At 71.9% G+C, this 15,755-nt stretch carries 18 protein-coding genes, 1 pseudogene and 1 riboswitch; of the genes and pseudogenes, 10 read left to right on the forward strand and 9 right to left on the reverse strand.

Going from position 1 to position 15,755, the window contains the following annotated elements; all coding sequences use genetic code 11:
* The first annotated feature begins 36 nt into the window (after positions 1-36).
* The 5 genes from ACIBL4_RS18130 (at position 37) to ACIBL4_RS18150 (ending at position 4,502) form a co-directional block, all read left to right on the forward strand.
* Entirely contained in the window at positions 37-1,500 is a 1,464-nt protein-coding gene (locus ACIBL4_RS18130) for a serine/threonine-protein kinase (protein WP_399411091.1), read from the forward strand.
* 68 nt (positions 1,501-1,568) lie between these two features.
* Positions 1,569-1,776, forward strand: a riboswitch (cobalamin riboswitch).
* Between the two features lie 29 nt (positions 1,777-1,805).
* The gene (locus tag ACIBL4_RS18135; protein ID WP_399411093.1) at positions 1,806-2,507 is read left to right on the forward strand and encodes an energy-coupling factor ABC transporter permease; all 702 of its coding nucleotides are present in this window, start codon (positions 1,806-1,808) and stop codon (positions 2,505-2,507) included.
* Positions 2,504-2,878, forward strand: a complete 375-nt coding sequence (locus tag ACIBL4_RS18140; protein WP_399411095.1) for an energy-coupling factor ABC transporter substrate-binding protein — start codon at positions 2,504-2,506, stop codon at positions 2,876-2,878. Before ACIBL4_RS18135 ends, ACIBL4_RS18140 begins: the two co-directional genes overlap by 4 nt.
* Before the next feature lie 5 nt (positions 2,879-2,883).
* Positions 2,884-3,633 (forward strand): cobalt ECF transporter T component CbiQ, encoded by a 750-nt coding sequence (gene cbiQ / locus ACIBL4_RS18145; RefSeq protein WP_399411097.1) that lies wholly within the window; start codon positions 2,884-2,886, stop codon positions 3,631-3,633.
* Positions 3,630-4,502: an energy-coupling factor ABC transporter ATP-binding protein gene (locus ACIBL4_RS18150; protein ID WP_399411099.1), complete on the forward strand. Its 873-nt coding sequence runs from the start codon at positions 3,630-3,632 to the stop codon at positions 4,500-4,502. The genes cbiQ and ACIBL4_RS18150 overlap by 4 nt, the downstream gene beginning before the upstream one ends.
* Positions 4,503-4,521: 19 nt before the next feature.
* Here the strand turns inward: ACIBL4_RS18150 and ACIBL4_RS18155 are convergent, their stop codons facing one another.
* Positions 4,522-5,658 (reverse strand): amidinotransferase, encoded by a 1,137-nt coding sequence (locus tag ACIBL4_RS18155; RefSeq protein ID WP_399411101.1) that lies wholly within the window; start codon positions 5,656-5,658, stop codon positions 4,522-4,524.
* A gap of 175 nt (positions 5,659-5,833) precedes the next feature.
* Between ACIBL4_RS18155 and ACIBL4_RS18160 the strand changes: the two genes are divergently transcribed.
* Positions 5,834-6,490, forward strand: a complete 657-nt coding sequence (locus ACIBL4_RS18160; RefSeq protein ID WP_399411102.1) for a maleylpyruvate isomerase N-terminal domain-containing protein — start codon at positions 5,834-5,836, stop codon at positions 6,488-6,490.
* Here the strand turns inward: ACIBL4_RS18160 and ACIBL4_RS18165 are convergent.
* Positions 6,478-7,127 (reverse strand): annotated as a pseudogene (locus tag ACIBL4_RS18165) (hypothetical protein). The gene ACIBL4_RS18160 and the pseudogene ACIBL4_RS18165 overlap by 13 nt on opposite strands.
* A 391-nt stretch (positions 7,128-7,518) precedes the next feature.
* Between ACIBL4_RS18165 and ACIBL4_RS18170 the strand changes: the two are divergent.
* Positions 7,519-9,333, forward strand: coding sequence for an ABC transporter ATP-binding protein (locus tag ACIBL4_RS18170; protein WP_399411104.1), 1,815 nt, complete (start codon positions 7,519-7,521; stop codon positions 9,331-9,333).
* Positions 9,334-9,387: 54 nt separating this feature from the next.
* Here ACIBL4_RS18170 and ACIBL4_RS18175 read toward each other — a convergent pair whose 3' ends face one another.
* Both ACIBL4_RS18175 and ACIBL4_RS18180 read right to left on the reverse strand, forming a co-directional pair.
* Complete coding sequence (locus ACIBL4_RS18175; protein WP_399411106.1) at positions 9,388-9,819, reverse strand: acyl carrier protein; 432 nt, start codon at positions 9,817-9,819, stop codon at positions 9,388-9,390.
* 111 nt (positions 9,820-9,930) lie between these two features.
* On the reverse strand, positions 9,931-10,512 hold the full coding sequence (locus tag ACIBL4_RS18180) for a hypothetical protein (protein ID WP_399411108.1): 582 nt from the start codon (positions 10,510-10,512) through the stop codon (positions 9,931-9,933).
* Positions 10,513-10,722: 210 nt separating this feature from the next.
* Between ACIBL4_RS18180 and ACIBL4_RS18185 the strand changes: the two genes are divergently transcribed.
* Positions 10,723-11,169, forward strand: coding sequence for an SRPBCC family protein (locus tag ACIBL4_RS18185; protein WP_399411110.1), 447 nt, complete (start codon positions 10,723-10,725; stop codon positions 11,167-11,169).
* A gap of 224 nt (positions 11,170-11,393) precedes the next feature.
* Here ACIBL4_RS18185 and ACIBL4_RS18190 read toward each other — a convergent pair whose 3' ends face one another.
* Together ACIBL4_RS18190 and ACIBL4_RS18195 are read right to left on the reverse strand one after the other, a co-directional pair.
* Positions 11,394-13,040, reverse strand: a complete 1,647-nt coding sequence (locus ACIBL4_RS18190) for an alpha/beta hydrolase (protein WP_399411113.1) — start codon at positions 13,038-13,040, stop codon at positions 11,394-11,396.
* Between the two features lie 151 nt (positions 13,041-13,191).
* Positions 13,192-13,440, reverse strand: coding sequence for a BBE domain-containing protein (locus ACIBL4_RS18195; RefSeq protein ID WP_399411116.1), 249 nt, complete (start codon positions 13,438-13,440; stop codon positions 13,192-13,194).
* Positions 13,441-13,558: 118 nt separating this feature from the next.
* Between ACIBL4_RS18195 and ACIBL4_RS18200 the strand changes: the two genes are divergently transcribed.
* Together ACIBL4_RS18200 and ACIBL4_RS18205 are read left to right on the forward strand one after the other, a co-directional pair.
* On the forward strand, positions 13,559-13,915 hold the full coding sequence (locus ACIBL4_RS18200; RefSeq protein WP_399411118.1) for a hypothetical protein: 357 nt from the start codon (positions 13,559-13,561) through the stop codon (positions 13,913-13,915).
* Positions 13,916-13,927: 12 nt separating this feature from the next.
* Positions 13,928-14,221, forward strand: coding sequence for a hypothetical protein (locus tag ACIBL4_RS18205; protein ID WP_399411120.1), 294 nt, complete (start codon positions 13,928-13,930; stop codon positions 14,219-14,221).
* On the opposite strand, the gene ACIBL4_RS18210 is transcribed toward ACIBL4_RS18205, so the two are convergent.
* The 3 genes from ACIBL4_RS18210 to ACIBL4_RS18220 form a co-directional block, all read right to left on the reverse strand.
* A complete protein-coding gene (locus ACIBL4_RS18210) occupies positions 14,212-14,814 on the reverse strand; it encodes a UDP binding domain-containing protein (RefSeq protein ID WP_399411122.1) in 603 nt (200 codons plus the stop codon). The two genes, ACIBL4_RS18205 and ACIBL4_RS18210, sit on opposite strands and share 10 nt — an antisense overlap.
* Positions 14,815-14,922: 108 nt before the next feature.
* Positions 14,923-15,453: an NAD(P)-binding domain-containing protein gene (locus tag ACIBL4_RS18215; RefSeq protein ID WP_399411124.1), complete on the reverse strand. Its 531-nt coding sequence runs from the start codon at positions 15,451-15,453 to the stop codon at positions 14,923-14,925.
* 41 nt (positions 15,454-15,494) lie between these two features.
* Positions 15,495-15,737: a hypothetical protein gene (locus ACIBL4_RS18220; RefSeq protein ID WP_399411126.1), complete on the reverse strand. Its 243-nt coding sequence runs from the start codon at positions 15,735-15,737 to the stop codon at positions 15,495-15,497.
* Positions 15,738-15,755 lie beyond the last annotated feature (18 nt).

A 15,755-nucleotide genomic window follows, 5' to 3' on the forward strand; every position in this document is an offset into this window, starting at 1 on the left:
GGCGAGGACCTTCCCACGAGCATAGGACGAGGACGAGTGCTGCTAGCGGGCCGCTACCGGCTGGACGTTGAGATCGGGCGCGGCGGAATGGGAGAGGTCTGGCGTGCGTACGACGAGACGCTCGCCAGAGCGGTGGCCGTCAAGCTGCTGCTGCCTCAGGACACCGATGCCACGGCGGCCTCCCGGTTCCGTCTGGAGGCGCAGACGGCCGGGCGTCTCAACCACCCCAACGTGGTCGGGGTCCTGGACTTCGGCGAGTACGACAACCGGCTGTACCTGGTAATGGAGCTGGTCGAGGGCGACAGCCTCGCCCGGGTGCTGTCCGCCTCCGGCGCGCTCCCCGCCGAGCAGGTGGCCCGACTCGCCGCGCAGGCCGCCGCCGGACTCGCCGCCGCGCACCAGCAGGGCATCGTGCACCGGGACGTCAAACCCGCCAACCTCCTGCTGGACGCGGGCGGCACCCTCAAGATCGGCGACTTCGGCATCGCGCGTTTCCTCGACGACCCGGGCGCCGCGCTCACCGCCACCGGCCAGATCGTCGGTACCGGCCTCTACCTCGCGCCCGAACGGGCCCTGGGCCGGCCCGCGGGTCCCGCCTCCGACATGTACTCCCTGGGGTGCGTGCTCTACCAGCTCCTCAGCGGCCGCCCGCCCTTCCAGGCGGACACCGCCGTCGCGCTCCTGCACCAGCATCTCGACAACGCCCCCGTACCGCCCCGGGAACTCGGTGTCGCCGGTCTGCCGCCGGCCTTCGAGAGCTACCTCCTCGCCCTGCTCGCCAAGCAGCCCGAGGACCGGCCCACGGCGCAGCAGGCTGCCGAGTGGTTCGCCGGCGGCGCCTGGCGGGGGCTGCCCGAGCCGCTGCCGGAGGCGGTGTCGCCGGGGTCTGCCTCCGGCAGCGGGCCTTACGCGGCGTCCCCGGGGCCGGCCGCCGCGACCGGGCCGTACCCGGCGTCCCCGGGGCCGTCCTCCGGGCCGGGACCGTATGCGGCGGCCGGCACCGGCGCCCCGACCGCGCACGCGCTGCCCACGGGGTCCCGCACCGCCCCGGGCGGGCGTTCCCGTCGCGCCGCGCCCCGAGACGGTCTCGGCAACCACCGGAGAACGGCCGCGGCGGTGGCCGCGGCGGCCGTCTTCCTCGCCGCGATGCTCGCCGGCATGCAGTGGTTCTCGCCCGACGACACCGCGACGGAGGGCACGGAACCCGACGCGTCCCCGTCCGCGAGCAGCCCGGCCGCCCCCTCGCCCGGCGACTCCGCCGACTCACCTGGTTCCGCACCGGCGGCCGCCACGACTCCGGCCGCCGGCACAGTGGCCGATGTCACCCCCTCCCCCAAGGCACCCGACGCCCCGACCCTCGCCGAACCGACGCCCGGCCCCACCAGCCCGACTCCGGAGGTGAGCGGCAGCCCGCCGGAGAAGGCCGACAAGCCCCGGCAGGAACAGCCTCCGGGGTCCGGGGAGAAAGGGGAGGACGAGGGCGACGAGGGTGACGACTGAGCCCTCCCGCGCCGGTGTGCGAGCGGTCGCCCCTTCACGCGCCCCCTCGCGCGCCCCCTCGGCTGGCTTGTCATGGCCCTTATCTCGGCATTACTGTCACCACGCCTTGGTGAACGGGAAATCCGGTGTGATGCCGGTGCGGCCCTCGCCACTGTGATCGGGAAGTCCGGCTCCGGCCCTGACGGGCAGCCACTGGGTCCTCAGGGACCCGGGAAGGCGGAGTACGGGCGGTGGGACCCGTGAGCCAGGAGACCGGCCAAGGCGCGTCAACCATCCACGAGGTGCTGGAGAGGGTCCGCTGAGCCATGCACATTGCCGAGGGTTTCCTTCCTCCGGCGCACGCCGTCGCCTGGGGCGTCGCGTCCGCGCCGTTCGTCCTCCACGGAGTCCGGTCGCTCACCCGTGAGGTGCGCGAGCACCCCGAGAGCACCCTGCTCCTCGGCGCCTCCGGCGCCTTCACGTTCGTCCTGTCCGCGCTGAAACTGCCGTCCGTCACCGGCAGTTGCTCCCATCCCACCGGCACGGGCCTGGGGGCCATCCTGTTCCGGCCGCCCGCCATGGCGGTGCTGGGCACCATCACCCTGCTCTTCCAGGCGCTGCTGCTCGCGCACGGCGGTCTGACCACGCTCGGCGCCAACGTCTTCTCCATGGCGATCGCCGGCCCCTGGGCGGGCTACGCGGTGTACCGGCTGCTGCGCCGCTACGGCGTGCCGCTGATGGTCGCCGTGTTCTCCGCCGCGTTCGTCGCCGACCTGTCCACCTACTGCGTCACGAGCGTGCAGCTGGCGCTCGCGTTCCCCGACCCGGGCAGCGGGTTCCTGGGCGCGCTCGGCAAGTTCGGCTCCATCTTCGCCGTCACCCAGATCCCGCTCGCGGTGAGCGAGGGACTGCTGACGGTGCTCGTGATGCGGCTGCTGGTGCAGTCCAGCAAGGGCGAACTGACCCGGCTGGGTGTGCTCCTCGCCGACAAGCAGTCCCGCAGCGAGACCCAGGAGGTGGCCCGATGAGCAGGAACACCAAGATCAATCTCGTGCTGCTGCTCGCCGTGGCCGCGCTCGCCGTGCTGCCGCTCGCGCTCGGCCTCGGCGACCACAAGAAGGAGCCGTTCACGGGCGCCGACGGCGAGGCGGAGACGGCGATCACCGAGATCGAGCCGGACTACAAGCCCTGGTTCTCGCCCCTGTACGAACCGCCGTCCGGTGAGATCGAGTCGGCGCTGTTCTCCCTCCAGGCGGCCCTCGGCTCAGGTGTCCTCGCCTACTACTTCGGACTGCGCCGGGGCAGGCGGCAGGGTGAGCGGCGGGCGCTGGAGCGGGAGCGGGACCCCGGGAACCCGGCGGACGGTACCGCCGAGGAGTCCACGGCCGAAGGGGCCTGAGCCGCGTGCTGCCGATCGACGCGGCGGCGCACAGCAGTCGCTGGCGCCACCGCCATCCCGTGGACAAGGCCGTGCTCGGGCTGGGTCTGACCCTCCTGGCGATCTCGCTGCCGCCCTGGCCGGGCGCGGCTCTGGTGCTGCTGACCGCCCTGGTGGTGCTGCTGGGTCCGGCGGGCGTGCCCTGGCTCCGGCTGTGGCGGGCCTACCGGGTGCCGCTGGGCTTCTGCGTGACCGGCGCGCTGACGCTCCTCGTTCAGGTCGGCGGGCCGGGCGGCTTCGTCTCCCTCGCCGGTGACGGGCCGGTCCGGGCCGGGGAGTTGCTGCTGCGCACCTCGGCGGCCTCCCTGGGGGTGCTGCTGTTCGCGTTCACCACTCCCATGTCCGACCTGCTGCCGCGGCTGGTCCGGGCCGGAGTGCCCGCGCCGGTCGTCGACGTGGCGCTCGTGACGTACCGGATGAGCTTCCTGCTGCTGGACTCCGTGCGCCGCGTCCGTGACGCGCAGGCCGCCCGGCTCGGGCACACCACGCGGGCCGCCGCCTGGCGGTCCCTGGGCGGTCTCGGCGCCACCGCGTTCGTCCGGGCCTTCGACCGGGCGGTCCGCCTCCAGGCCGGTCTCGCCGGGCGCGGCTACGACGGCACCCTGCGCGTCCTGGTGCCCGAGGCCCGTGTCTCCGTCCGCTTCACGGCCGCCAGTTGCGTGCTCCTCGCGGCGCTGGCCGTCCTCACCTTCGTACTGGAAAGGTCGCTGACATGAGCGAGCCCGCCCTCGTCGCCCTGCGGGGCGCGTCCTTCGCCTACGAGGACGGCCCGGCCGTGCTCAGCGGCCTCGACTTCGAGATCCGCGAGGGGCGCGCGCTCGCGCTGCTCGGCCGCAACGGCAGCGGCAAGACCACGCTGATGCGGCTCCTCAGCGGCGGACTGCGGCCCCGCGAGGGCCGGTTGACGGTCGACGGGCAGCCGGTGACGTACGACCGCAAGGGCCTGACCAGGCTGCGGACGACCGTCCAGCTGGTGGTGCAGGACCCGGACGACCAGCTCTTCGCGGCGTCCGTCGAGCAGGACGTGTCGTTCGGGCCGCTGAACCTGGGCCTGGACGACGCGGACGTGCGGGCGCGGGTGGCGGAGGCGCTCGCCGCCCTGGACATCACCGCCCTGGCCGACCGGCCCACCCATCTGCTCTCCTACGGGCAGCGCAAGCGCACCGCCATCGCGGGCGCGGTCGCCATGCGGCCCCGTGTCCTCATCCTCGACGAGCCGACGGCCGGGCTCGACCCCGACGGCCAGGAACGGCTCCTCACCACGCTCGACGGTCTCCGTGGGGCCGGCACCACGGTGGTGATGGCCACCCACGACGTCGACCTCGCGCTGCGCTGGGCCGACGACGCGGCGCTCCTCACCCCGTCCGGAGTCCGCACCGGGCCCGCTCCCGTGGCACTGGCCCGTCCCGACCTTCTCCGGGAGGCGGGCCTGCGACTGCCGTGGGGAGCCGCCGCGACGGAACTCCTCCGGGCGCAGGGGTGGCTGACGGGCACGGAGCCGGGGCCGCGGACGCCTGCGGAACTCGCCGCCCTCGCGGCCGGGCGGCTGGGCGCGCCTGGAGTCCGAGGGGCGCGCGGAGGCTGAGGGCGCCCGGAGGCCTCCGTCAGTCGAAGTAGGACTCGAGTGAGCCGCGGCGCCGGATGTCGAGCGTCGCGCAGTGGAACGAGCCGCCGAACGGCGCGTAGTGCAGCAGGTCGCACGGGATCGGCTCGAAACCCCACTTCTCCAGGGCGCGCAGCATGCCGGTGTGATGCCGCTCCGCGATCACCCGCCGTTCGTCGATCATGAGCACGTTCATGCTGAGCCACTTGCCGCACATCGACGTGACCTTGAGCAGCGTCTCGTCGATGGGGTCGGGCTCGGGGGCGACCAGGACGTCCCAGGAGCTCAGGACGCCGGGCAGCCGGTCGACGTCGATGTACTCGGGGTTGACCAGCACCTTTCCTGGCGCGAGCAGGACGAACGTCGTGTCGATGTGCATGGGCGTGCGGCAGCGGCTCTCGATCTCGTGGATGCGGTACCCCGGCCCGAGATGGCGGCGCAGCCAGTCGATGCCCATCCGGTTGGTGACGTTGCTGCGGGTGACGAACAGGTCCCGCCCGGCCCGGACGAAGTCCGCCGCGTCGAAGACCGGCTCGAACTCGGTGAGGATGTACCGCATGGGCTCGCCGTCCTTCGGGACCTGGAAGTCCGGATCGAACAGTTCGTCCGTGAGCTGCGGCTTGGGTGCCGCCGTCCAGCGCGCGCCGCGGCGGAAGTAGTCCTTGAGGAGCGGGCGGTAGGAGTGGGTCTCGAAGTACCGGCACGGCCAGGCCATCGGCGTTTCGATGATCTCGTCGCCGATCACGAGCATGCTGTCCCGCGGACAGGTGTTGCAGAAGCCCCGGGAGGACCAGTCGGGGGTGGCGAAGCGGCGCCGGTGGTCGACCATGTCCGGCCGCCTGACCGTGACACCGAGGGACTCCAGCAGGTCGATGAACCCGTCGATCTCCTGCTGCGCTTCCTCGACGAGCACGCGCGGATACCGCAAGCCGGCGGCGAGTCCCTGCAGCCGCCCGGCCCAGGGCGGCACGTTGCAGCTGACCACCGGGTGGCCCGAAGGGATCGTCGCGCCCTCGAGCCGCCCGACGATGATCTCCTCCAGCGGATCCCATTCGGTGTGCGAGTTGACCGGCGAGACGAGGCGCTCCACGGCCTCGCCCGTCGCGGCCGGCGATCCGGGCCTCCCCATGACGGCCATGCCCACCACCTTCGGATCTCAGGGCGTCGGTGATGCACCGCATCTACCACGTTACTCACCGTGGCGCGCCGGCCGGGTCGGCGTCAACAGCTGTGCTCCACGGCGCCGCCGCAGAGGCGGTCCCGCTGTCCGCAATGCGCTTGTCCGCCCGCACGGCACGGCCTACGTTGCCGGTGTGGATCTCTTCTCACGCTCCTGGGCGGCGCTGCGCGCGGCGGTCGCCGGCCTGTCCGACGAGAACTTCGCCCGGCCGTCCGGCTGTACGGGCTGGCTGGTACGGGACCTGGTGTGCCATCTGGTCATCGACGCGCAGGACGTCCTGATCACCCTCGCCACCCCCGCCGACGGGGAACCGACCCGTGACGCGCTGACCTACTGGGAGGTCTCCGACACGCCGCCGACCGGAGACGACCCGCTCGACGCGCTGACCGTCCGGCTGGCCGCCGCGTACGGGGAACCGCATCTCCTCAAGTTCCACCTGGACGACGTCGGCTCCGCCGCGGGCCGCGCGGCGGAGCTCGCCGACCCCGCTCTCAGGGTCGGCACCCGCGACGAGGTTCTTACCGTGGGCGACTACCTCTCCACGTACGTCATGGAGTGGACGCTGCACCATCTCGACCTGATCGCCCACCTCCCCCACGCCGCGCAGCCGCCCGCGGAGGGGCTCGCCCGGTCCCGCGAGATGCTGGAGCGGATCGCCGGGAGCGCCTTCCCCCCGTCGTTCTCCGACGCGGACGCGCTGCTGGTGGGCACGGGACGGCGGGCGCCGACCGGGGCGGAGCGGGACGTACTGGGCGATCTGGCCTCGAGGGTGCCGGTCTACCTGCGCTGAGCGGGGAGAGCGGCCCTCGTGGTGGCGCTGCGGTACGTCGTGATGCCCAGCGCGAGCAGCCAGTAGCTGAGGATCGCGCCCAGCGACGCGGTGGTGCCCCAGCCGTTCGCCGCGTAGAAGTCCACCGGGTCGTTGCCGAAGAACAGGGACGGCACGAAGGCCGGATTGACCCCGGCCAGGACGTAGGCGGAGCGGCCGGTCCAGCGCGGCAGCAGGTTCGTACGGGAGATGCCGAAGCCCACCACGGTCAGGAACAGCGCCGTCAGCACCTTGCCGATCGAGCCGTAGAGGACGTAGGTGCCGCTGACCGCGATGGTCGGATCGATCGCACGGTCGGCGGCGATGACCGCGCCGGCCTCCAGCCCGCTGGAGACCAGGGTGACCGCCACGTAGACCAGCCCGACGGCGAACGCCGGCGAACCCACCCACTCACAGTCCGGGTTCACCCGCTTGACCAGCTCGCGGAAGGCCGTCACGAACACGATCAGGAACGCCGGCGAGAAGATCGCGAGCAGCAGCCTGGTGAGGATGTTCACGTCCGGGGTGGGCCGGAGTAGATGAAGCAGAGCGGTACTTCGATGATGAGTGCGGCCGCGGCAGCGAGGCCCGTCAGGCGCCTGGCGAAGGTCTCGTTCATGGGGGTCCCCCGATGTCCGGTGTCGGATCGGTCGTCGGCCGGTTGCCGACGACACACATGCTGCCGCCCCCGGCACGGCCCGTCCCTGGGCCTGGACACCCGCTACGGGGGTGGCGTTACCGACATCCCCGCGTCACCGGCACCCCCGCGCACGCACGTCCTGAACCGCCCGGCCGGACCCGCGCCACCGCCCCGACCGCCCCGAGTCCGCCGACCGTGCCTCTTGGCGCTCCCTGCGCACCACCGCCCGGCCGGAAAACGCTTGGACGCCGCGGTCGCCGTCGCGGCAGACTTCCGGACTCGACCCGAATCTCCACACATCCGTTGCGGCGATGGCCCCTGCCCGCACATGCGCGCGTGGCGGGCGGCCACAGAACGACACAGGGGTGGGATGGATACGCCTGGATCGCGCAGGGTTCAGCCGGGCAAACGCTCGGTACTTCTCGCACTTCGTTACTACGGACGGGAGTTGTCCCGGCTCCGCCGGCTGACGGCACCCGCGATGCTGTCCATGGCGCTGGGCAACATCGGAATCAACTACATCGCGCCGCTGATCGTCGCCAAGCTCGTCGGCGGCATCGCCGACGACAGGGACCTCACGGTCGACTCGGCACTGCCGTACGTCCTCGGCTTCGTCGGGGTCCTGCTGTTCGCGGAGGCACTCTGGCGCGTCGCCGTGCACTGCCTCAACCGCCTCGACGCCCTCGGCATCGAGCACCTGTACGTGATCGGGATGGACGAGCTGTTCGCCAAGGACGCCGCGTTCTTCCACGACAACTTCGCCGGTTCGCTGACCAAGCGCGTCCTGAGCTTCGCCTCGCGTTTCGAGCAGTTCGTGGACACGCTGACGTTCCAGATCGTGGGCAGCTTCGTGCCGCTGGCGTTCGGGGCGGTGGTGCTGTGGCGCTACGAGCCCCTCCTCGTGGTCGGACTGCTGGTGATGATCACCCTGACCGGGGTGCTGGTCGCGCCTCTGATCCGGCGCCGCCAGGCGCTGGTCGACCTGCGTGAGGAGGCGATCGCCCGGGTGTCGGGCCACGTCGCCGACAGCCTGATGAACATGGACACGGTGCGGGCGTTCGCCGCGGAGGAGCGCGAGGCCGCCGAGCACCGCTCCCGGGTCGCCACCTCGCGCCGGCTCACGCTGCGGTCGTGGGACTACGGCAACCTCCGCATCGACACGCTGGTCGCGCCGATGTCGGTGCTGACCAACGCGATGGGTCTGCTGCTCGCGGTCACGCTCGCCGGGGGCGGAAACGGCGTGGAGGCGATCGTGGTCGCCTTCACCTACTACAGCAACGCGACCCGGATCATGTTCGAGTTCAACCAGATCTACCGCCGGCTGGAGAACTCGATGACGGAGGCCGCGCAGTTCACCGAGCTGCTCCTGACGCCTCCCACCGTGCTCGATCCGCCGTCGCCGGAGCCGCTGCGGCCCCGGTCCGCCGGCATCCGCTTCGAGAAGGTGACCTTCGCTCACCGTGGCGGCAGGCCGCTGTTCGAGAGTCTCGACCTGGACGTGCCGAGCGGGGCGAGGGTCGGCCTGGTCGGCCGGTCCGGCGGCGGCAAGACCTCCCTCACGCGGTTGTTGTTGCGGATGACGGACATCGACGGCGGCCGCATCCTCGTGGGCGGTCAGGACATCAGCCGGCTGCGCCAGACCGACCTGCGCAGCCAGATCGCGTACGTGCCGCAGGACCCGGCGATGTTCCACCGCACCCTGCGGGACAACATCGCGTTCGCCCGGCCCGACGCCACCGAGGCCGAGATCCGCCGGGCGGCCGAGGCGGCCCATGTCACGGAGTTCGCCGACGCGCTGCCGGACGGCTTCAACACCTTGGTGGGCGAGCGCGGCATCAAGCTGTCCGGCGGTCAGCGCCAGCGTGTCGCTCTCGCCCGGGCGATCCTGCGCGACGCGCCGATCCTGCTGCTCGACGAGGCGACCAGCGCCCTGGACTCGGAGAGCGAACTCCTCGTGCAGGAGGCGCTGTGGCGGCTCATGGACGGGCGGACCGCGCTGGTGGTGGCGCACCGGCTGAGCACGGTCGCCTCCATGGACCAGCTCGTCGTCCTCGACCGCGGACAGATCGTCGAGCAGGGCACGCACCAGGAGCTTCTCGGGACCGACGGCGCCTACGCGAAGCTGTGGCAGCACCAGTCGGGCGGGTTCCTCGACGACACCACGGGGCGGGCCGAGGTGCTCTGAAGGCGACGCGGGCCGTCTCCTCGTCCTTGAAGAGACGGTCTTCGTGGGAACCCCCTACGGAAGGTCCAGCCTGCTGTGCACCACGTGCGCGAAGCAGGTCGGCGTGCGGTCGCCGCCCATCAGTTCGGTGGCCGCCAGGCGGACGTCGAAGTGCTCGCCGGCACGCACCAGGAACTCGGTGCTCAGCAGCGAGTCGAGGCCGAAGTCGGTCACGGGCCGGGCGGGGTCCAGCTCCTCCGGGTCGCTGTGCAGGACGGTGGCGAGCAGCAGGGTCAGGGTCTGGGTGATCGCGGCCCGGGCCTCGTCCCGGGCGGCCAGTTCGCGCAGCAGGTCCGCGCGGCCTTCCGGGCCGGGACCGGCGTCGGCCGGTACGAGGCGGGTGAAGCGGGCGGTGGCCAGGGCGGGCAGCAGACGGCGGGCGCGGCTCCAGCCGGCCTCACCCGCACCCACGCCCTGAGCCGCTTCCTCGTCGCGGAGCTCACGCATCCCCACTGGTTCAGCGTCCGGGCAGCGCGCCGCGACCTGGGCTTCGAACCACCGGTCGGCTTCGAGGAGGGCATCGACGCCCTGGCGGACGCGGTGCGGTGAGGCACCCGGTCAGTGGGCGAAGGGCGGTTCGAAGCAGCCGGTCTCCGGGTACGGCCCGTTGGCCCTGGCTTCGAAGTTCGACTTCTGCACGAACGCCGTGACGCAGGCGTCGTCATGGACGCGCAGCGCGACCCGCGCCCCCTCCGGCGTCACGTAACCGTCGTCCTTCCAGCGCGGGGACATCCCGGTGACGGTGAGTGTCCCACCGAGCCGCTTGCCGTCCTTCGTGACGCGCTCCTCCTCGTAACCGAGGCGCAGCAGGGCCGTGCGCACCGTCGCCGGGTCCCACTTCCGCTGCTCCCACAGCCGCTCGAGCACCGGCCGGATGCGCCCGGCCTCCCGCTCGGCGTCCTTCGCGTGGGCGGGAGACATCTCGCGCGACTGTCGGGACGCGTTGTTCTCGTGGTAGTGCGGAGCGCCGTCACCGGCCCCCGGCTCCACGTACGGCGAGGCCCCGGTGGACGCGCTGGGAGTGGCGGGCCGGGCCGTCGCCTCCGGGGCGTGCAGATCACCGCATGCGGAGAGGGCGGCGACGAGAGCCAGGGCGGAAGCGGCAAGCGCGGCACGGCCAACGGGCGTTGAGGCGGACATGGAAGGACCGTCTCATGGCGGCCGACCGCTCGGATCGGTAGCCGGGCGGGCGCGACTGAGTACGCGTACTCATGACGGCGAGGCATCCGGCACTGTCCCCGTTCGAAGCGCGTCCGGCCTGCCCGTCGTGCGCCCGTCTCGGACATCGAGGACCCTGGAGACAGCAGCCCGCCCCCGACCCGGGCCGGTCAAGGTGAAGGCGGCAGTGCCATGACCATCGACGTGTCCGTGGAGCGCGTGATCCCGCTCCCGCCCGAGCGGGTGGCCGAGTACGCCATGGACTGGCGCCATGACGCCGAGTGGACTCAGGGCATCCGCACCGCGGAGCTGACCCGGGAGGCGGACGCGGGCGGCTTCGGCGTGGACGCCGAGATCACCCGGACGGCCTTCTTCCTCGGCCGGCGCATCGACTACGTCCTGCGGGTGGCCGCGCACGAACCGCCCCATCTGCTGGACATGATCTCCGTGGCCGGTCCGATGCCCATGCACGTCACGTACGCCTTCGAGCCGGACGCCCGCGGCACACGCGCCCGCATTCGCGTCCGGGGCGGCGGAGGCGGCTTCTACCGGCTGGCCGCGCCACTCCTGGCCCGCCAGGTCCGCTCCTCCCTCCGCAAGGACCTCCGCGACCTCGAACGGCGGCTCGTCGGACGGTAGAGGCACCCCTCCCGGAGCACGCTCTGCTCGTGCCCTCGGTGCGTCGCCCAGGGCTGTCGGCCTCGGACCGTCGCACGAGGGGCGGGACCCCGCCAGGAGGTCCCGCCCCGCCTTCAAGGAGTCATGCGGCAATGGGCCATGCGCCGATGGGCCATGTCGCTAGAGCCGTGTCGCTATGGGTCATGTCGCTATGGGTCATGTCGCTATGGGCCGTGCGCCCGTGTTCAGAAACGGTCCGGGGCGCGCTGCGGGAGCGGAGAGCCGGGGAGCACGTCCCGCTTCTGGTTCTTCCGTGCCTCCGCGTTCGAGTCGGCCGTCGCCTCGCAGGTCACATCCTTCGCCGGGAGCTTGCCGGTGAGCAGGTACTTCGTGACCGTGCCGTCCGTGCACGCGTTGCCGCTCGGGTAGACGCCGTGTCCCTCGCCGCCGTGGACGGTGACCATCCGCGAGCCCTTCAGGTCGGCGTGCAGGGCCTGACCGCTGGGCAGCGGGGTCTGCGAGTCCCACTCGTTCTGGACGACCAGGGAGCGGACCTTGTTGTTCACCTTCGTCGCCCGTTCCACGGACTTGTCCCAGAACGCACAGGGCTTGATGCTGGACGCGAAGTCACCGAAGAGGGGGTAGCGTCCCTTGTCCTCGATGGCGTCCCGCCGGTAGCTCTCGGGATCGCGGGACCACGGCGCCGAGTTGTCACCGCAGACCACGGCCCAGAAGCTCGCCGTCATGTTGTCGGCCGGCACCTCGCCGGCACCGGCGGCGCCTGTCGTCCCGGTCCGCCCGGACCCGGTGAACGCCGCGAGCTTCTTCGCGGAGGCGGGCCGGCCGGCCGCGGCCTTCTTCAGTTCCACGACGAGCTCGGTGGCGAACTCCGGGCTGAAGACGGCCCCGCGGAAACCGAAGCGGATGTCGTCACCGGTGGTCGGCTGCCCGTCCATCTCGATGGGTTTCTCGTCGGCCCGCGCGACCAGGTCCCAGAACGTCCGGTCGACCTTCTTCGGGGTGCCGCCGAGGCCGTACTTGTCGGACCGCTGGGCGGCCCACTCGGTCCACCGGTCGAACGCGGGCTCGGCGCCCTCCGCCCACCACTGGATCATGCCTCGCCAGGCGCGCGCCGGATCGACCGCGCTGTCCAGCACGAACCGGTCGGCCCGGCCCGGGAAGAGCTGGGTGTAGACGGCGCCAAGGTAGGTGCCGTACGAGTAGCCGAGGTACGAGATCTTCTTCTCGCCGAGGATCGCTCGGATCAGGTCCATGTCACGCGCGGTGTTGCGTGTGGTGATGTGCGCGAGCGTGTCGCCCGCCTTCTCCCTGCACTTGTCCGCGACGTCGCGTGCCCAGGCGACGTCCTTGGCGAACGTCTCCTTCTTGTACGGCCGCAGCCAGTTCTCCTCCTCCGGCTTCAGGTCGCAGGAGACGGGGCTGCTCCGTCCCACACCGCGCGGGTCGAAGCCGATCAGGTCGTACTTCCGCTGCGCGGACTTGGGAAGCACATCCTTCAGGTCGAGCGGCATGTAGAGCCCCCCTCCCCCCGGGCCGCCGGGGTTGGAGAACAGGACACCGTGCCGCTTGCCGGGCGAGGTGCTCCTGATCCGGGATATGGCCAGCTCGATCCGCTTGCCCGCGGGAACCCGGTAGTCCAGCGGGACCTTGATCGTGGCGCACTGGAATTTTGCCGGGGAGTCGGCTTCGCACCGCTTCCACCGCGGCTTCTGCTTCACGTACCGGTCCAGCGCGCCGCCCTTGGCAGCGGATAAGGAGGCGGTCGGCGGAGTGGCGGCGGGAGCGGCGGCGGCCGTCGAGGTGGCGAGTGCGGGAGCCAGCGTCGCCGTGACACTCACGGCCAACAGCGGCGCGAGACGTCGTCTGCGCACGATTCGTTCCTTCCGGTCGCGTGTTCGGACAGGAAGGATCTTTCAGGAACCGGGCGCGCTTGCGGATCCCTCGCCGGGCGGTACCTCCTCTCCACCCTGGGAGTGACGCAACTGTGGTGCGTGGTACCCCAGTTGTAGGGATGACACACAGTCAGCCGACGGCGGCCGGGTGGCCGGGGCGGTTGTTCTGGTTGAGGCGGAACAGGATGGCCGGGTCGTAGAGGTTCTTGAGTGGCACCAGGCGGGCGTATGTCTCGTCGCCGTAGGCGCCGCGGACTCGGTCCGGTCCGGGGGTGAAGGTCAGGTAGGAGCACCGGTGCCGAACGGTCGCATGGCGGCCGCCAACGCCCGGCCGGCCGGCCGCGGTCATCCGGGCGTCGCCGGACGGGTCGGCCCACACGCGGATCGGGTAGAGAACAGAACGCGGTCGCCCCGTCGGGCACCGCTGCGACGGCCTGCCCGGTGCGGAAGATGACCATCTCGCTCAACGAGGCGCCGAGCGCGGTCAGTCCGACGGCGTGGGCGAGGAACGTGTCGATCGACAGGGCGGCCATGCCCAGCACCGGTTTGCCCCGCAGGTCCTCGGGGAGAACGGCTCGGGCGGCGCGGTGAGCAGCAGACAGGCGGTGGCGAGTTGGTCGGGTGACGCGTCGGCGAAGTCCCGTCAGCCCCGCAGCACCTCCGGGGCGCTCGATCGGGAACATCGCCAGGCCTGCGAGGACGGTGGGACCGAGCCGATGCAGCCGGAATTCCAACTCGGTGACGATGCCGAAGTTCCCTCCGTCGCCGCGGATGCCCCAGAACAGGTCGGCGTGGTCGGGCTCGCTCGCGCGCACCGCCCGGCCGTCGGCGAGCACGACCTCGCCGGACAGTAGGTGACGCAGGGTGTGAAGCACTTTGCGCGCGGGTTGGCCTGGCAGCCGCCCGCGCCTACCTCACCGGCCAGGGCCCCTTCCCCGAACGCGCCGCGCACCCTGCTGGTGGGGCGCTTCCTGACCGACTACTACCGGCTCGTGGCCGAATGGGCCGACTGGGCCACCGCGCTCGTGCGGCAGTGGCCGGACGATCCGCGCGACGCGGTGGCCGACCCGCGACAGCAGGCGGAAACGGCACGCAGGGCCGACTGGCCGGGCCGCCTCGCCGACGCACCCGGCACGGACGAGGGCCCGTCTCAGAGCTGATGGGCGCGGGTGCCGCGCAGCCGGCCCCGGGTGTCCAGCAGCAGTCGGGCGTGCTCGGGCAGCCGGTCCAGCGGGACGGCGTCGTGGTCCTGCAGCAGGATCGTGAGGTCGGCGTCCGCGTCGGCGGACCACTTCACCGGTTCGCAGCCCGGCGCCCAGGCGGCCACGAACGGGTCGTGATACGTGACGTCGGCGCCGCTCTGCCGCATCAGCCGGACGATCGCGGCGGCCGAGCTGGCTCGTACGTCTGTGCTGTTGCGCTTGTAGGTCACTCCGACCAGCAGCACCCGCGCGTCCGGCAGGGCGCTGCCCCGCTCGTTCAGCAACTGCTCGGCACGCCGTACGACATGCGCCGGCATCCGGGCGTTGATCTCCTGCGAGAGCTCGACCAGCCGCAGCGGTGTCCCTCCGGTGCGCGCCCAGTGCGTGAGATAGAAGGGATCGACCGGGATGCAGTGCCCGCCCACGCCCGGTCCGGGCCGGAACTCCTGGAAGCCGAACGGTTTCGTGCGGGCGCAGTCGAGGGCCTCCCAGACATCGACTCCCAGTGCGCGGGCGGCGACGGCGAGTTCGTTGACCAGGGCGATGTTCACGTTGCGCTAGGTGTTCTCCAGGAGTTTCGCCAGTTCGGCCTCGCGCGCGGAGCCCGCTTCCACGACGCGGTCGCACGAGTGCCGGAAGAAGTCGGCCGCGGCCGTCGTTCACGTCCGGGTGTAACCGCCCACGGCACGCGGGGTGTTCCGCACGCCGAAGGTCTGGTTGCCCGGGTCGATGCGCTCGGGTGAGAAGGCGAGGGAGAAGTCCGTTCCGGCGGTGAGACCGGAGGCCTGCTCCACGATGCCCCGGACCACGTCGTCCGTGGTGCCCGGGAAGGACGTGGACTGCAGGACGACGAGACTGCCGGGTTTCAGGCGGTCCCCGAGGGCGGGGGCGGCGCTTCGCACATGGCGAAGGTCGGGTCCGCCCGTGTCGTCCAGCGGTGTGGGGACGCAGATCACGGCGACCGAGGCCTCCGCCAGCGGGCTTTCGTCGGCGGACGCCCGGAAACCGGCGTCCAGCATGGCGCCGAGGTCGGCATCGGTGACGTCGGGGACGTGCGAGTGGCCCGCGTTCAGGGACGCGGTGACGGACGGGTTCTCGTCGATCCCTGTGACACGCATACCGGCGCGGCACGCCTCCCGGGCCAGAGGGAGATCGGTGTAGCCGAGTCCGATGACGGCGACGCTGTCCATATCGCTCCCTGATGCGGGGTGTTGGCAGCGGGATGCGGGGTTCACCGCTTCGCTCTCGGTGCGGAGGTCTCACGGGCGGCCAGCAGCAGGGTCCCGCGGCAGACCTTTCCGCTGGGGCCGAGGGGCATCTCCTCGACGCGCAGCAGGAGTTCGGGCAGTTCGCGGCGCTCGAGGCCGCGCCGGGAGGCCAGGAACGCCGTGAGTTCCCGCAGGTCCGGTGCGGGCGTGCCCGGCGCCTGGCGGATGCACGCGGCCAGGCGTTCCCCCAGGTCCGGCTCGGGCACACCGACGCAGACCACCTC

Origin of the sequence: Streptomyces sp. NPDC050416, assembly GCF_044458845.1 — a bacterium.
In the GTDB taxonomy this organism is placed as follows: domain Bacteria; phylum Actinomycetota; class Actinomycetes; order Streptomycetales; family Streptomycetaceae; genus Streptomyces.

What these genes read in the sequence shown, in the direction of transcription:
- ACIBL4_RS18135 (WP_399411093.1), top strand. Translation starts at nt 1,806, where the DNA reads ATGCACATTGCCGAGGGTTTCCTTCCTCCGGCGCACGCCGTCGCCTGG.
- ACIBL4_RS18140 (WP_399411095.1), top strand. Translation starts at nt 2,504, where the DNA reads ATGAGCAGGAACACCAAGATCAATCTCGTGCTGCTGCTCGCCGTGGCC.
- ACIBL4_RS18150 (WP_399411099.1), top strand. Translation starts at nt 3,630, where the DNA reads ATGAGCGAGCCCGCCCTCGTCGCCCTGCGGGGCGCGTCCTTCGCCTAC.
- ACIBL4_RS18155 (WP_399411101.1), bottom strand. Translation starts at nt 5,658, where the DNA reads ATGGCCGTCATGGGGAGGCCCGGATCGCCGGCCGCGACGGGCGAGGCC.
- ACIBL4_RS18170 (WP_399411104.1), top strand. Translation starts at nt 7,519, where the DNA reads ATGGATACGCCTGGATCGCGCAGGGTTCAGCCGGGCAAACGCTCGGTA.
- ACIBL4_RS18175 (WP_399411106.1), bottom strand. Translation starts at nt 9,819, where the DNA reads ATGCGTGAGCTCCGCGACGAGGAAGCGGCTCAGGGCGTGGGTGCGGGT.
- ACIBL4_RS18180 (WP_399411108.1), bottom strand. Translation starts at nt 10,512, where the DNA reads ATGTCCGCCTCAACGCCCGTTGGCCGTGCCGCGCTTGCCGCTTCCGCC.
- ACIBL4_RS18185 (WP_399411110.1), top strand. Translation starts at nt 10,723, where the DNA reads ATGACCATCGACGTGTCCGTGGAGCGCGTGATCCCGCTCCCGCCCGAG.
- ACIBL4_RS18215 (WP_399411124.1), bottom strand. Translation starts at nt 15,453, where the DNA reads ATGGACAGCGTCGCCGTCATCGGACTCGGCTACACCGATCTCCCTCTG.